Origin of the sequence: Microlunatus sp. GCM10028923 (genome assembly GCF_042666975.1) — a bacterium.
In the GTDB taxonomy this organism is placed as follows: Bacteria; Actinomycetota; Actinomycetes; order Propionibacteriales; family Propionibacteriaceae; genus Microlunatus.
This window is the reverse complement of sequence record NZ_JBHTFF010000001.1, coordinates 461,473-474,673: the sequence shown is the minus strand read 5'-3', so window position 1 is coordinate 474,673 and position 13,201 is coordinate 461,473. Positions and strand designations below refer to the sequence as shown.

The 13,201-nt window shown below is 71.6% G+C and carries 16 protein-coding genes; 4 read left to right on the top strand and 12 right to left on the bottom strand.

Annotated features, from left to right (window positions below; genetic code table 11):
• Positions 1-26 precede the first annotated feature (26 nt).
• The 7 genes from ACFQU4_RS02125 to ald form a co-directional block, all read right to left on the bottom strand.
• Complete coding sequence (locus ACFQU4_RS02125; protein ID WP_377486253.1) at positions 27-779, bottom strand: pseudouridine synthase; 753 nt, start codon at positions 777-779, stop codon at positions 27-29.
• Entirely contained in the window at positions 772-2,220 is a 1,449-nt protein-coding gene (locus ACFQU4_RS02120; protein ID WP_377486250.1) for an SMC-Scp complex subunit ScpB, read from the bottom strand. Before ACFQU4_RS02120 ends, ACFQU4_RS02125 begins: the two co-directional genes overlap by 8 nt.
• Positions 2,213-3,223, bottom strand: a complete 1,011-nt coding sequence (locus ACFQU4_RS02115; RefSeq protein WP_377486247.1) for a segregation and condensation protein A — start codon at positions 3,221-3,223, stop codon at positions 2,213-2,215. The genes ACFQU4_RS02120 and ACFQU4_RS02115 overlap by 8 nt, the downstream gene beginning before the upstream one ends.
• Complete coding sequence (locus ACFQU4_RS02110) at positions 3,220-3,672, bottom strand: hypothetical protein (protein WP_377486244.1); 453 nt, start codon at positions 3,670-3,672, stop codon at positions 3,220-3,222. The genes ACFQU4_RS02115 and ACFQU4_RS02110 overlap by 4 nt, the downstream gene beginning before the upstream one ends.
• The gene (locus ACFQU4_RS02105) at positions 3,657-4,712 is read right to left on the bottom strand and encodes a ParA family protein (protein ID WP_377486241.1); all 1,056 of its coding nucleotides are present in this window, start codon (positions 4,710-4,712) and stop codon (positions 3,657-3,659) included. Before ACFQU4_RS02105 ends, ACFQU4_RS02110 begins: the two co-directional genes overlap by 16 nt.
• Positions 4,713-4,874: 162 nt before the next feature.
• Entirely contained in the window at positions 4,875-5,834 is a 960-nt protein-coding gene (locus tag ACFQU4_RS02100) for a site-specific tyrosine recombinase XerD (RefSeq protein WP_377486238.1), read from the bottom strand.
• An 18-nt stretch (positions 5,835-5,852) separates the two neighbouring features.
• Positions 5,853-6,968 (bottom strand): alanine dehydrogenase, encoded by a 1,116-nt coding sequence (gene ald, locus ACFQU4_RS02095; protein WP_377486235.1) that lies wholly within the window; start codon positions 6,966-6,968, stop codon positions 5,853-5,855.
• Positions 6,969-7,107: 139 nt separating this feature from the next.
• Between ald and ACFQU4_RS02090 the strand changes: the two genes are divergently transcribed.
• Entirely contained in the window at positions 7,108-8,289 is a 1,182-nt protein-coding gene (locus ACFQU4_RS02090; RefSeq protein WP_377486232.1) for a trans-sulfuration enzyme family protein, read from the top strand.
• Positions 8,290-8,350: 61 nt separating this feature from the next.
• On the opposite strand, the gene ACFQU4_RS02085 is transcribed toward ACFQU4_RS02090, so the two are convergent.
• Together ACFQU4_RS02085 and ACFQU4_RS02080 are read right to left on the bottom strand one after the other, a co-directional pair.
• Positions 8,351-8,782: an ImmA/IrrE family metallo-endopeptidase gene (locus tag ACFQU4_RS02085; protein ID WP_377486229.1), complete on the bottom strand. Its 432-nt coding sequence runs from the start codon at positions 8,780-8,782 to the stop codon at positions 8,351-8,353.
• Positions 8,783-8,786: 4 nt separating this feature from the next.
• Entirely contained in the window at positions 8,787-9,266 is a 480-nt protein-coding gene (locus ACFQU4_RS02080) for a hypothetical protein (RefSeq protein ID WP_377486226.1), read from the bottom strand.
• Positions 9,267-9,477: 211 nt separating this feature from the next.
• Here ACFQU4_RS02080 and ACFQU4_RS02075 point away from each other — a divergent pair, with 211 nt between their 5' ends.
• Together ACFQU4_RS02075 and ACFQU4_RS02070 are read left to right on the top strand one after the other, a co-directional pair.
• Positions 9,478-9,705 (top strand): hypothetical protein, encoded by a 228-nt coding sequence (locus ACFQU4_RS02075; protein WP_377486224.1) that lies wholly within the window; start codon positions 9,478-9,480, stop codon positions 9,703-9,705.
• Positions 9,702-9,929 carry a hypothetical protein gene (locus tag ACFQU4_RS02070; protein WP_377486221.1) on the top strand — a complete coding sequence of 76 codons (228 nt, stop codon included), beginning with the start codon at positions 9,702-9,704 and terminating at the stop codon, positions 9,927-9,929. The genes ACFQU4_RS02075 and ACFQU4_RS02070 overlap by 4 nt, the downstream gene beginning before the upstream one ends.
• Here the strand turns inward: ACFQU4_RS02070 and ACFQU4_RS02065 are convergent.
• On the bottom strand, positions 9,919-10,899 hold the full coding sequence (locus ACFQU4_RS02065) for a CPBP family intramembrane glutamic endopeptidase (RefSeq protein ID WP_377486218.1): 981 nt from the start codon (positions 10,897-10,899) through the stop codon (positions 9,919-9,921). The two genes, ACFQU4_RS02070 and ACFQU4_RS02065, sit on opposite strands and share 11 nt — an antisense overlap.
• Before the next feature lie 116 nt (positions 10,900-11,015).
• Between ACFQU4_RS02065 and ACFQU4_RS02060 the strand changes: the two genes are divergently transcribed.
• A complete protein-coding gene (locus ACFQU4_RS02060) occupies positions 11,016-11,879 on the top strand; it encodes a phosphotransferase (protein WP_377486215.1) in 864 nt (287 codons plus the stop codon).
• Here the strand turns inward: ACFQU4_RS02060 and ACFQU4_RS02055 are convergent.
• Positions 11,869-12,495: a hypothetical protein gene (locus tag ACFQU4_RS02055; protein WP_377486212.1), complete on the bottom strand. Its 627-nt coding sequence runs from the start codon at positions 12,493-12,495 to the stop codon at positions 11,869-11,871. The genes ACFQU4_RS02060 and ACFQU4_RS02055 overlap by 11 nt on opposite strands.
• Positions 12,496-12,526: 31 nt before the next feature.
• Complete coding sequence (locus ACFQU4_RS02050) at positions 12,527-13,153, bottom strand: NUDIX domain-containing protein (RefSeq protein WP_377487332.1); 627 nt, start codon at positions 13,151-13,153, stop codon at positions 12,527-12,529.
• Positions 13,154-13,201: the final 48 nt, after the last annotated feature.

The window sequence follows — 13,201 nt, the reverse complement described above, 5'->3', positions numbered from 1 at the left end:
CAGCACTCCTCACCGGGTTCGGAGATTCAGTCTCCCCTGCTGATCAAATCGAGCAGTTCACCCAACTCGGCCGTGGTCAGATCGCGCAGCTCACCAACCTTCAGCTGTCCCAGCCGGACCGGGCCGATCGCGATCCGGCTGAGCCGACGGACCGGGTGCCCGACATGATCCATGGTACGGCGGACGATCCGGTTTCTGCCCTCGTGCAACGTCAATCGGACCAGACTTCGGTCCGCGGCGGTCGAGACGAGCTTGATCGAATCGGGCTTGACCGGTCCGTCGTCGAGGGTGACGCCCTCCCGCAGCCGCTGGATCGTCTCCCGGTTGACCACCCCGGCCACCTCGGCCAGGTACGTCTTCGGGACCCGGAACGACGGGTGTGCCAGCTTGTGGGCGAAGTCGCCGTCGTTGGTGAGGATCAGCAGGCCCTCGGTGTCGGTGTCGAGCCGGCCGACGTGGAACAGCCGGTCCGTCCGGTCCGCCAGGTAGTCGGACAGCGTGCGCCGCGCCTCCGGATCGTCCATGGTGGACACCACGCCGCGCGGCTTGTTGATCACGACGTACGCGTGCCGCCGCGGCGGCGGGATCCGGGCGCCGTCGACGCGGATCAGGTCGGTCTCCGGATCGACCCGGGTGCCGAGCTCGGTCACCACCGCCCCGTTGACCTCGACCCGGCCCGCCATGATCAGGTTCTCGCTGGCCCGCCGGGACGCGATCCCGGCCGCCGCGAGCACCTTCTGCAGCCGGATGCCCTCGTCATTCATCGAGCTGTCATTCATCGAGCGCAGCTTGCCGAGCGTCGGGGTCACCGGGCACCCGTGAGTCGGGCTCGGAATCCGTCGCCCCAGCGAGATCGGCAGACTCGGAATCCGTGGCCCCCGCAGGATCGGCAGACTCGGAATCCGTTGCTCCAGCAGGATCGGCCGGATCTGATTCCTCAGCCGGCACGCCGTCCGAGTCCTCAGCCGCCGCAGCGATCGCGGGTTCGGCCTCCGGTGACCCAGCGGGGTCGGCCGATTCGGCGTCCGCGGGATCGGGGGCGCCGGGGTCCGGTTCCGGGTCGGACGGAGAGTCCGGCGAGGTCGGGGACGCCGGAGAATCCGCGGACGCCGGCGATGCGGGCGAATCGGCCGAGGCCGGCGAGTCGGCGGACGCGGGCGAATCCGGCGAGTCTGCGGACGTGGCGGATTGCGGGAGTTCCGGCGCCGGCTCAGAGCTCTCGGAGTCCCCGGATTCCTGCGGTACGGCCTCGGTCGGCTCGGCCGATTCCGCGGCCTGGCTGATCGTCGCGAACTGGGACAGCTCCGCCTCCAGCTCGCTCGCCTCGGGCAGGTGCGGCGCCAACTCGGGCAGCTGCTCGAGCGACGAGAGCCCCATCCGTTCCAGGAAGTAGTCGGTGGTCGCGAACACCACCGCTCCGCTCTCGGCGTCCGCGCCGGCCTCGACGATCAGCCCACGCGCCAGCAGGGTACGGATCACGCCGTCCACGTTCACGCCCCGGATCGCCGAGACCCGGGACCGTGAGATCGGCTGCAGGTACGCGATCACGGCGAGCGTCTCCAGCGCGGCCTGGGAGAGCCGGGACTGGGCCCCGTCCAGGACGTGCCCGGCGATCAGGTCCGCGTGCTCGGCCCGGGTGTAGTAGCGCCACCCGCCGCCGAGCTGGCGCAGCTCGAAGCCGCGCCCGGTCTCGTCGTAGAACGCCACCAGCTCCGCGAGCGCGTCGGAGACCACGTGCACCGGCGCGCCGACCGCCTGGGCCAGCACCGTCTCGCTCATCGGCTCCTCGGCCAGCAGCAGCAGGGCCTCCAGCGCGCCCGGGATGTCGTCGGTCTTCGGCACCTCGATCAGCGAGTCCTGCTGCTCCGCCTCCGGCTCAGCCGGCGCCTCCTCGGCGTCGCCCTGGGCCGCGGCTTCGGCCGGCACGTCTTCGGTTCCGGTCTCCCCGGCGGGTACGTCCTCGGTCCCGGCGTCCTCGGCGGGTACGTCCTCGGTCCCGGCGTCCTCGGCGGGTACGTCCTCGGTGCCGGCCTCCTCGGCCGGCACGTCGTCGGTCCCCGCCTCCTCGGCCGGCCCGTCCTCAGTCGCGGCGTCCTCGGCCTGCGCGGCTCCAGCGTCCGGATCCGGGGTCGCGGTGTCCCCCGTCGACACCGGGCCGGCGGGCGTTTCCGTACCGGCGAGGTCTTCGGCCGGAGTCGTCTCGGCGGTCTGATCAGTCACGATCGCCTTCCTGATCTTGATCGGAGGGGGCCTGGTCCAGGTCGGCCGGGGCCTCGTCCTGGTCGGGCCCGGGCTCGTCCTGGTCGGGGTCGGGGTCGGCCTGGTCGGGGTCGGGGTCGGCCTGGTCGGGGTCGCCGTCGTCCGGCGCGGCGTCCTGGTCCGGTGGCGCCGGCGGCGCGTCGAACTCGTCGGAGATGGTCAGGTCGCCCTCGGCCGAGCCGGTCCAGCGGACGGTCAGCTCGCCGAGCGGGGTGAGCTGCTCGAAGGCGACGGCGGCCTCCCGGAACAGCTCCAGCAGCGCCAGGAACCGGCAGACCACGACGACCCGGTCGGTCGCGTCCGCGGTCAGCGCGCGGAAGGTCAGCGCCCCGGACCGGCGCAACCGGTCCACCAGGACCACGGCCTCGTCCCGGACGTTGACGGCCGGGGCGTGCAGGTGAGCCAGCGACACGATGTCGGCCTGCTTCGGCGTCATCGCCTTGGCGGCCAGCTCGGCGAACCGGTCCGGGCTGACGCCGATCGTCACCTCGGGCATCAGCTGGGTGAAGTGCTGCTCCATCCCGACCTGGCGCGGATACCGCCGGCCCTGCTCGGACAGCACCTCGGCGATCCAGCCGGAAACGATCTTGAACGCGCGGTACTGCAGCAGCCGGGCGAACAGCAGGTCGCGGGCCTCCAGCAGCGCCAGGTCCTCCGGGTCGTCCACCTCGCCGGACGGCAGCAGCCGGGCCGCCTTGAGGTCGAGCAGGGTGGCCGCGACCACCAGGAAGGAGCTGGTCTGCTCCAGGTCCCAGCTGTCGCCGGCCGCCTTGATGTGGGCGATGAACTCGTCGGTCACCTTGGACAGCGCGACCTCGGTGATGTCCAGCTTGTGCTTGGAGATCAGCTGCAGCAGCAGGTCGAACGGGCCCTCGAAGTTCGCCAGGTGGACGCTGAAGGAGCTCGATCCCGCACCCTCCGTCTCCGGCCCGGAGTCCTGCAGTTCCTCCCGGGCTGGAGTCACTGCGTCAGCCTCCGGATCAGTTCGGACTGCTCGCCCTGTTGTTCCAGTCCGGCCAGCGCCGCCGCGATCGCCTCCCGGACGATCCGGCCGCGGTCGACCGCCATCCCGTGCTTCGCCCGCAGGGTGAGCCGCGCCTGTTCCAGGGCCAGCAACTCGTCCGAGCTGACGTACACCGTGATCTTCTCCTCGTGCCGCACCCGTCCGGAGCCACGAACCGCGCGGCCCGCGGCGCCGTCGTCGGCGGCCCGCCGGGCCCGGCCGGCCGGCTCGGGCCGAATCTCCGCGTCGTCCCGGTCGGGCCGGGTCGACTGCTCGCGCGCGGTCTGTGGCTCCTGGTCGGGACGTCTCGCCTCGGTCGGCTGGTCGCGCTGTACCGGCCGTGCGGGCTCCTCCGTCCGGGTCGGCCGGAAGAGTTCCGACGCCCCGGGCAGGCTCACCCGCCGTGGCATCGAGCCAGCACCTCCCGGGCCAGCGAGCGGTACGCGGCCGCGCCGGGCGAGCTCGACGCATAGGTCGTGATCGGCTCGCCGGCGACCGTGGTCTCCGGGAACTTCACGGTGCGCCGGATCACGGTGTGGAAGACGGTCTCGCCGAACGCCTGGACCACCCGCTCCAGCACCTCGCGGCTGTGCAGCGTCCGCGGATCGAACATGGTGCCGAGGATGCCCAGGATCTCCAGCTTCGGGTTGAGCCGGTCCTGCACCTTGGCGATCGTGTCGGTGAGCAGGGCGATCCCGCGCAGCGCGAAGAACTCGCACTCCAGCGGCATGATCACCTTGTCGGCGGCGGTCAGCGCGTTCACGGTGAGCAGGCCCAGCGACGGCGCGCAGTCGATCAAGATCACGTCGTAATCGCCGCGCACCTTCTCCAGCACCCGCAGCAGGGTCTGCTCGCGGGCCACCTCGGAGACCAGCTGCACCTCCGCGGCGGACAGGTCGATGTTGCTCGGCAGCACGTCCAGGCCCTCGACGTTCGTCGGCGAGATGACCTCTTCGATCTCGGTGTCCCGGCCGAGCAGCAGGTTGTAGATGCTGAGCTCGAGCGTGTGCGGGTTGACGCCCAGCCCGACCGACAGCGAGCCCTGCGGGTCGAAGTCGACCAGCAGGGTCTTGATCCCGGCCTCGGCCAGCGCGGCGCCGAGGTTGATCGTGCTGGTGGTCTTGCCGACGCCGCCCTTCTGGTTGCACATCGCGATGATCATCGCCGGCCGGGTGTGCGGCCAGTCGGAGATCGGCGGCAGGTCCGGGAACGGCCGGCCGGTCGGCCCGATCGTGCCGGGATTCTCGGCCGAGCCCTTGCCGACGGGCCCGTCGAGCCGGCTCTCGCTCTCGTACCCGCGGCTCGGTTCGTCCTGGCCGGCCGGCGGTGCGGTCGGCTCCGGTGCCGGCTGTTCCGGCACCGTGAACAACTCCTCTGCAGCGGAATCGCTGGGGTCGTAGAGCTCGACCGTCGGCCGTTGGCGGCCACCGAAATCGGTGGATTCGTCCACGTTCATCCTTCCGCCCCGTGATCGGATCCTGCCTGGCGTGCACGTCCCCTGCCTCGCGTGCTTCCGCGCAGCTTAGTGCCCCCCGGCCCTGGTGAGCCATCGATAGCGCCGATCACGGCGCGGGTCGCCGACGGATGCAAGATCATCGCCGCCGAGGCACCGCTAACGCGCCCGGGGATGAGCGGTCAGATACACCTCGCGGAGATGGTCCACCGTAACAAGCGTGTAGATCTGGGTCGTCGTCACGGAGGCATGCCCGAGCAGCTCCTGGACCACCCGGACATCCGCGCCGCCGTCCAGCAGGTGGGTCGCGAACGAGTGCCGCAACGTGTGCGGCGAGATCTCGGTGCTGATCCCGGCCCGTTCCGCGACCGACCGCAGAATCGTCCAGGCACTCTGCCGGGACAGCCGGCCGCCGCGGGCGTTCACCAGCAGCGCCGGGGTGCCGCGGCCGCGGCGGACCAGTTCCGGCCGGGCCCGGATCAGGTACGCCGACGTCGCCGCCCGGGCATAGCGGCCGAGCGGCACGAACCGCTCCTTGCCTCCTTTGCCGAGCACCCGGATCGCCGCGGTCTCCTCCGCCGGCAGATCCAGCGCGCGGCTGACGTCGTCGACGTCGAGCGCGACCAATTCCCCGATCCGGGTGCCGGTTCCGTAGAGCAGTTCCAGCAGCGCCCGGTCCCGCAGGCCGAGCGGGGTGTCCGGCGCCGGCGTGTCCAGCAGCCGCTGCACCGCGTCGAGGGGCAGCGCCTTCGGCAACCGGCGGGCCGGTGCCGGCGGCTGCACCTCGGCCGCCGGGTTGTGCTCGGTGTGCCGTTCCTCGACGGCGAACCGGTGCAGGTTGCGGACCGCGACCACGGCCCGGGCGACGCTCGCCCGGGCCAGCGGCGGGTGCCGCCAGCCGTCCGGGTCGGCCTCGTCCCGGACGCCCTCGGCGAGCCGGCTGGCGTACTCGGTGATCATGGCCGGGGTGACCGCGTCCAGCCGGTCGATCCCGGTGTCGGCCAGCTGGCGTACGTAGCGGTCAAGATCACGACGATAGGCCGCGACGGTGTTCGCGGACAGTCCGCGCTCGACCAGAAGATGATCGAGGTAGGTCGACACCAGCTCCTTGATCATCATCGGGTACGTCTCCGCCGTTCAGCCGAGCAGCTCGGCCAGCGGCCGGTGCGGCAGCTGGTGCGCCTGCGCGACCGGCTCGTTGATCAACTCGCCGGCGTGGGTGTTGATCCCGAGCGCCAGCGCCGGGTCGGTCCGCGCCGCGTCCCGCCAGCCGCGGTCGGCCAGCGCGACGGCGTACGGCAGGGTGACGTTGGTCAGCGCGTAGGTCGACGTGTGGGGTACCGCGCCGGGCATGTTGGCCACGCAGTAGAAGACGGAGTCGTGCACCCGGTACGTCGGCTCGGCATGCGTGGTCGGCCGGGAGTCCTCGAAGCAGCCGCCCTGGTCGATCGCGACGTCGACCAGCACGCTGCCCGGCAGCATCCGGGACACCAGCTCGTTGCTGATCAAGGTCGGCGCCTTGGCCCCCGGCACCAGCACCGCGCCGATCACCAGGTCCGCGTCCAGCACCGCCCGCTCCACCTCGTACGCGTTCGACGCGACCGTCTGCAGGTGGCCCTGGTAGATCCGGTCCGCCTGGCGCAGTTTCTCGATGTTGTTGTCCAGCAACAGGACCTCGGCCTGCATGCCCAGCGCGATCGCGGCCGCGTTCCGCCCGGACACGCCGGCGCCGATCACCACCACCTTGGCCGCGTAGACGCCGGAGACCCCGCCCATCAGCACGCCGCGGCCGCCGCCGGGCCGCATCAGGTGGAAGGCCCCGGCCTGGGGCGCCAGCCGGCCGGCCACCTCGCTCATCGGGGCCAGCAGCGGCAGCGACCGGTCGGGCAGCTGCACCGTCTCGTACGCGATCCCGGTGACCCGCCGGTCCAGCAAAGCCCGGGTGCAGTCGAGGCTCGCGGCCAGGTGCAGGTAGGTGAACAGGATCAGGTCCGGGCGCAGCAGCGGATACTCGCTCGGCACCGGTTCCTTCACCTTCAAGATCATCTCCGCGTCGGCCCAGACCTGATCGGCATCGTCGATGATCACCGCGCCCGCGGCACGGTATTCCTCGTCGGTGATCGACGAGCCGGTGCCCGCGCCGGCCTGCACGGCGACGCGGTGCCCGTGCCCGACCAGTTCGTGCACGCCGGACGGCGTGATCGCCACGCGGTACTCGTTGTTCTTCACCTCGGTCGGAACGCCGATCCGCATCCGTACCTCCTCATGATCAAACTCCCGCGACGCCGCAGCCGGCGGGCACCGCCCGAACTCCCGGCGGCCACGGGGCCGAGCATAGACCTCGTCCCGAACGGTTTCGCGGAAAGCGTTGTGCCCGGCGTACCGTGCCCTGATGGACCAGAACCGTTACCGTCCCGGCCGGGCCCACACCTCGCGCACCTACCCGGTCATCCCGCCGATCTATCAGACCACGACGTTCGAGCTGGACGACCGCGCCTACGCCGACATCCAGGGCGAGGGCGGGCTGCACGAGACCTGGTACACCCGGTTCAACAACCCGACCGTCGATGCGGCGGCGGCCGAGGTGGCCCGGCTGCACGGCGGCGACGACGAATCCGTTCGCTCGTTGATCTTCGCCAGTGGGATGGCGGCGATCGCGACCACGTTGGTCAGCCTGGTCGGGGCCGGCGACACGGTGGTTGCCTCCCGGCAGACGTACGGCGACACGGACGACCTGCTCCGCCGCGACCTCCCGGCGCTCGGGGTCACCGTGGTCCGGGTGGACGCGCACGACCTCGACGCCTGGCGGACCATGATCGCCGAGCACCGGCCGAAGGTCGTCTACGGCGAGACCCTGTCCAATCCGCAGCTGCGGCTGGTCGACCTGCCGGCGGTGGCCGAGGCGGCCCATGCGGTCGGGGCACGGTTCGTGGTCGACAACACGTTCGCGACCCCGTACTGCACCCGGCCGCTGGAGCTCGGCGCGGACGTCGTCGTCGAGTCGGCGACGAAGTTCCTGGCCGGGCACTCCGACGTCGTCGCGGGGGCGGCGACCACGCGCGACCCGGCCCTGCTCGAGGAGGTGCAGCGGCGATTGATCACGTTCGGCGGCTGTGCCGATCCGCACGCCGCTTTCCTGCTCTGGCGGGGCATGCGGACGTTCCGGGTCCGGCTGGCCGAGAGCTGCCGGACCGCCGCGGCGCTGGCCGACCTGCTGGCCAAGGAGCCCGCGGTCCGCGACGTGATCTACCCCGGCCGCGATGATCATCCCGACGCCGCGGTAGTCCGCCGGGTGATGACGGACGCCGCCGGCGCCATGCTCACCGTGGTGCTGCACGGCGGCGACGAGCGCGCCGGCGCGGTGCTCCGCGGGCTCCGGGTCGGGGTCGAGGCGACCAGCCTCGGCGGCGTGGAGACCCTGGTCAGCACGCCGTTCAACTCGTCCCACTTCAACATGACCGACGAGGAGCGACTGGCCGCCGGCATCCAACCCGGCACGCTCCGCATGTCGATCGGCCTGGAAGGTGAGGAGGCTCTGCTCGCCGACCTGCGCCAGGCCTTCGACACCCCTTGACCACAACGCCCCCTGAGCCTGTCGAAGGGCAAGACAGATGTGGCCTGGCCCTTCGACAAGCTCAGGGCGCGGTGGATAGGCGTCGGCCGAGGTAGCGGCGCTCGGCCGGGTCCAGATGGGCCAGCCGGACCCGGAGCAGGTGCAGGGTGACCCAGAGCTCGGTCGCCGCCTCCACCTCGCAGGAGGTCCAGCGCAGGATCTCCGCCAGCGGCTCGAGGCCGATCAGCCAGCGGGCCGCCCACCGGTCGGCCGCCAGTTCCTGCCGCCGGCCGGCCCGGCCGTCGCACGGGACGTCCCGGTGTTCGCGGTGCGCCAGCTCGTGCGCCAGGGCGCACCGCTTGACCACCTGCTTCGCCCGGGCGTCCATCAAGATCACGTCCTGGTCCGGATACCACCAGGCGTCGGCACCCTGGAGCAGAGCGTCGTCCTTCGACCACTCCACCCGCACGCCCGGCAGACTCCGGAGCGCCCGCCACGGGTGTGCGACCGTCACGGTCCTACTCCTCGTCCACGTCCTCGTCCTCGTCGCCCGACTTCACCTGCCGCCGGCTGGCGACCCGCCGCTCGGTGTCGCTCAGCGTACGAGGCTCCGCTGACAGCTCCTGGTCGTCCGGCCGATCGATCCGGCGAACGGTGCCACGGTCCTCGGCGCTGCCCCGGGTGATCGCCCGGATCAGCTGGTCCAGCGCGGCCCGCTGCTCGGCGGTGAGCGAGGCCGCCTCCGACGTCGGCACGTACGGACCGAGCTCGCCGGGCGGCCGGCCGGCCAACGCCCGCAGCTCGCGGGCGTCGACGTCGAAGCCCGCGGCGAGCGCGGCCAGGGTCTCCTGGCGCGGCCGCGGACCGTGTTCGCCCTTCAGGTAGCGGGCCACCGCGGACCGGTCGATCCGGTGCCCCTGCTCCCCCGCGCGGGCCACGATGTCGTCGATGCTGCGCTCGCCCTTGGCCTCGGTCAGCCGGTCGGACAGGGCACTCACGCTGGCGGCATTCCGTCGCCGCGGGCGCCGGCCACCGACCTCGAGCTGTGCATAGGCACAAGTTACAGGTCGGCCCCGCGGCAGCCGCGGCGATTCCGGCACATGTGCCGATTTCGCCCGGACCCAACTTCTCATCGCTGTCGAAGGTCGTTGACGATCTTCGACTTTGCTTGTTGAATGTGATCACTGCGAACCCACCGGAGGCACAAGGATGAAGCTCCGTTCCCAGCAAGCGCTTTGGGACTACATGTCGTTCTACAAGATCAACACCGGGTACGCGCTCGCCAAGCGAGCCGGCATCCTCCCGGGCACCGCCAACTTCCTGGTCCAGGGGCACCGCGACTCCTGCTCGTCCAGGACCGCATTGGCCATCGAACAGGCGCTGAGCTGCCCGCCCGGCTTCCTGTTCGTTCCGGCCGGACGGCGGGCCCGCGGATGATCACCCACCCGGAGCCCGAGCGGCCCGTCGAGCAGCGGCGGGTGCGGGTCTGGTTCGGCCAGCACCTGCTGCACGACTACCTGGCCGAGGCCACCGCCGCCGAGCGCTATGCCGAGTCGATCGGCCGCCGCTTCGCCGGCCTCGAGGTCACCGTCGACCTCGAGGTCAGCGCGGACCTGAGCCCGCTCCCCTGCGAACAGCTCTGGTCCGTCCTCACGCCCTGACGGAGGAGACCGGGGAGGATTCCGCCGCGACAACGCGGCCGGAACGTCCCCGGTCCCGCTCGTGGACGATGATCAACACGACGGCGGTCAGCACCAGGGTGCCGAGGTGGACCAAGATCAACGGGCTGCCGGCCCCCATGCTGCGGTCGATCCCCGACTCGATCGAGCGGTCCAGCACGGCGCCGATCCCGCCGACGAGCACGTTGTTGACGACGTGCAGCACCACGGAGGCCTCGATCCCGCCGGTCCGCCAGGCGACGATCCCCATCAGCAGCCCGAACAGGAAGTAGTAGGCGATCAGCCACGGGTCACCGGCCAGGTGCGCCGAGCCGAACGCGACCGAGGAGACGATCAGGGCGACCACGGTGCCGACCCCGGCCCGGGCGAACAGCCCGCCCACGCTGCGGCCGAACAGCCCACGGAAGGTGATCTCCTCGGCGGCGGCCTGCAGCGGCATCAGGGTCAGCGCGACGATCAACCAGGGCAACGGATTCGGGGTCGGGCCGGCCTCGGTCAGCAGCACCCGCGGCTCGACCGCGAGGATCGCGGCGCTGATCCCACCGATCGTGATCATGGCGATCAACAGCGCCCGGCCGGCCCAGCGCCAGCGGAACCGCCCGGCGACCGAGAACAGCGTGCCGAGCGGCTGCTGCGGAAACAGCAACCGGTACAGCAGCAGGCTGATCGGCAGCAGGGCCACCAGCGAGAGCAGGGCGGAGGAGAAGATCAGCGGGGTCATCGTGACCGGCTGCGTCATCAGCTCCCCCATCGTGACCCCGCGCAGCGCCGCCTCGAGCGCGAACGCACCCAACGACAGCGGCACGTTGATCAGCAGGTAGCTCACCACGACGACCGCGATGATCACCAGCGCCTTCCACCAGCGGGCGCCGTCGCGGAGCGAGCGCAGATAGTTGACGGGCGCGGCGGCACCCGTGGTCGGAGCTGCGGAAACGTCCTTGGCAACAGTCATGCTTCGAGTCTCGGCCGTCGATCCGGCAGAACGCAGTCCTGCCGGTCACCGGTCCCGGTGACGGATTCACCCCGGGCCGCTGATCGATGTCACAGCCCCTCGTACGATGCTCGACGATGACCGAGACCAGCACGCTCGACGCCGCGCGGGACCGTACCCGCGACTTCGTCCGGCAGACCCGGCCCGGCGCGGTCGAACGGGCCGACCTGTCCTGGCCGAACGGCGAATCGGTGGTCCTCGAGTACGACGACCCCGAGGCCGGACCGGTGATCGTCAAGCACCACCTGAAGGCGAGCGCGTACGTCAGCGAGGTCGGCGCCCTCCGCGACTGGGCGCCGCGGCTCGGGCCGGGCCGGGCGCCGACGCTGGTCGCCGCCGACGACGAGGCCGGGATCATGATCACCGACCGGCTGCCCGGTTCGGCCGGCACGGCGGCCACGCCGGACGCGTACCACCAGGCGGGCCGGATCACGGCGCTGCTGCACGGGATCGAGCCGGCCGGGACGCAGCCGGATCAGGCGGGCCGGATGCTGCGCAAGATCGATCAATGGCTGCGGCGGGCGCCGGGCCTGTTCGGGCCGGCCGACGTCGACCTGGTCAGGTCCTGCGCCGAGGCGGCCGGCGAGCTGCCGGACCCGGAGGCCGGCTCGATCCACGACGACAACCAGCCGCGGAACTGGGTTCTCTCCCCCGCCGGCCGGCTGGCCATGATCGACTTCGCCCGGGCCAAGATCGATCTCTACCTGCATGACGTGGAGCGGATGGTGTTCGCCGAGTGGGTGGACCGGCCGGAGCTCGCCGACGCGTTCTTCGACGGCTACGGCCGGCGGCTCACCGACGACGAGACCGCGCTGCTCACCTACCGCGGCGCGTTGCAGGCCATGGGCACCGTGATCTGGGCCCGCGAGCACGGCGACTCCGGCTACGAGCAGCACGGCCGGCGGCTGCTCGAGCAGGTCCGCCGAACGCTCAGCCCTTGACCTGAACCGTCTTCAGCAGCGCCGGCAGGGCGTCCGGCGGCGTGGTGAAGAAGAGGGCGACACCGGTGCCGGACCAGACGGCCTGCAGCGCGATCTTCCGGCCGCTGCGTTCCACCTCGGTGGACCATCCGGGGTGGCCGCCGAGTTCGGCGTCGGTCAGCTTAGGCTTGCTGCCGGCGAGCTGACTGATCGCGACCTCGGCGAGTTGCTTGGCCTCGGCCGCCGACGGCTCCTTCTTCAGGGTCGCCACCATCGCGCCGGTGATCGTCGGGTCGCCGAGCTTGCCGCAGGCGTACATGAAGGACGACTCGATCCCGAGCTCGTCCATGTCGTTGCCGGTGAGCTCCTGCGACCGCGGCTTCGCACACGGCATGGTCCAGCTGAACACGCCGTCCCGGCTGGTCTGGGCGGTGCCGCTGGGGTCGCTCGACGCCGACGGCGGGGCCGACGAGCCGGGTGCCTCCGACGAGGGTGCCGCCGAACTGGGCGCGGCCGACGAGGCCGGTGCGGAGGGGGCTCCCGAGTCGCCGGTCTCGGCCGGGGTGTTGCCCGAGCACGCTCCCGCGAACAGGGCCACCGTGAGGGCCACCAAGATCGAACACCGTCGCAGCGTCATGGGCCGAACGCTAGTACAGCCCGGGCCGCGATCAGTGCCGCGACGCCTCCCGCGCGGGCCACGGCGCGTCGGCCGGGCGCAGGGCGTCGAAGCCGTCCCGGGTCCGGGCCGCCCACGCGGCGAGCACCCCGGTGACCAGGGTCGGGTTGTGCAGGCGTCCCTCCAGGACGGCCTGCACCAGGTCGTCCAGACCGGCCCGGACCACGTCCATGTGCGCCTCCTCGGCGTGCGGGACGAACCCGTCCGGCAGCGGCGCCTCGGTCAGCCCCCGGGCCAGGTAGACCCGCAGCGACTCGCTGCTGATCCCCGGCGACGTGAACAGGTCGACCAGGACCCGCCAGTCCCGCCCGGCCAGGCCGACCTCCTCGGCCAGCTCTCGCTGGGCACCGATCAGGTAGTCCTCGTCGCCGTTGTCGAGCAGGCCGGCGGGCGGCTCGATCAGCCGGTGCCGCACCGGATGCCGGTACTGCCGGACCAGCACCACCCGATCATGATCATCGAGCGCGATCACGCCGACCGCACCCGGATGCTTCAGGTACTCCCGGCTGATCAACTCACCGTCGGGGGTACGGACCCGGTCGGACCGATAGGCGGTCTTCCGCCCGGCGGCCAACTGGTCCGAGGCCTCCACCGGCCAGTTCTGCGGATCGTCGAGCAGAGCAAGATCATCCAGGATCGGCGTACCACTCAGCGGACCATGATCAGC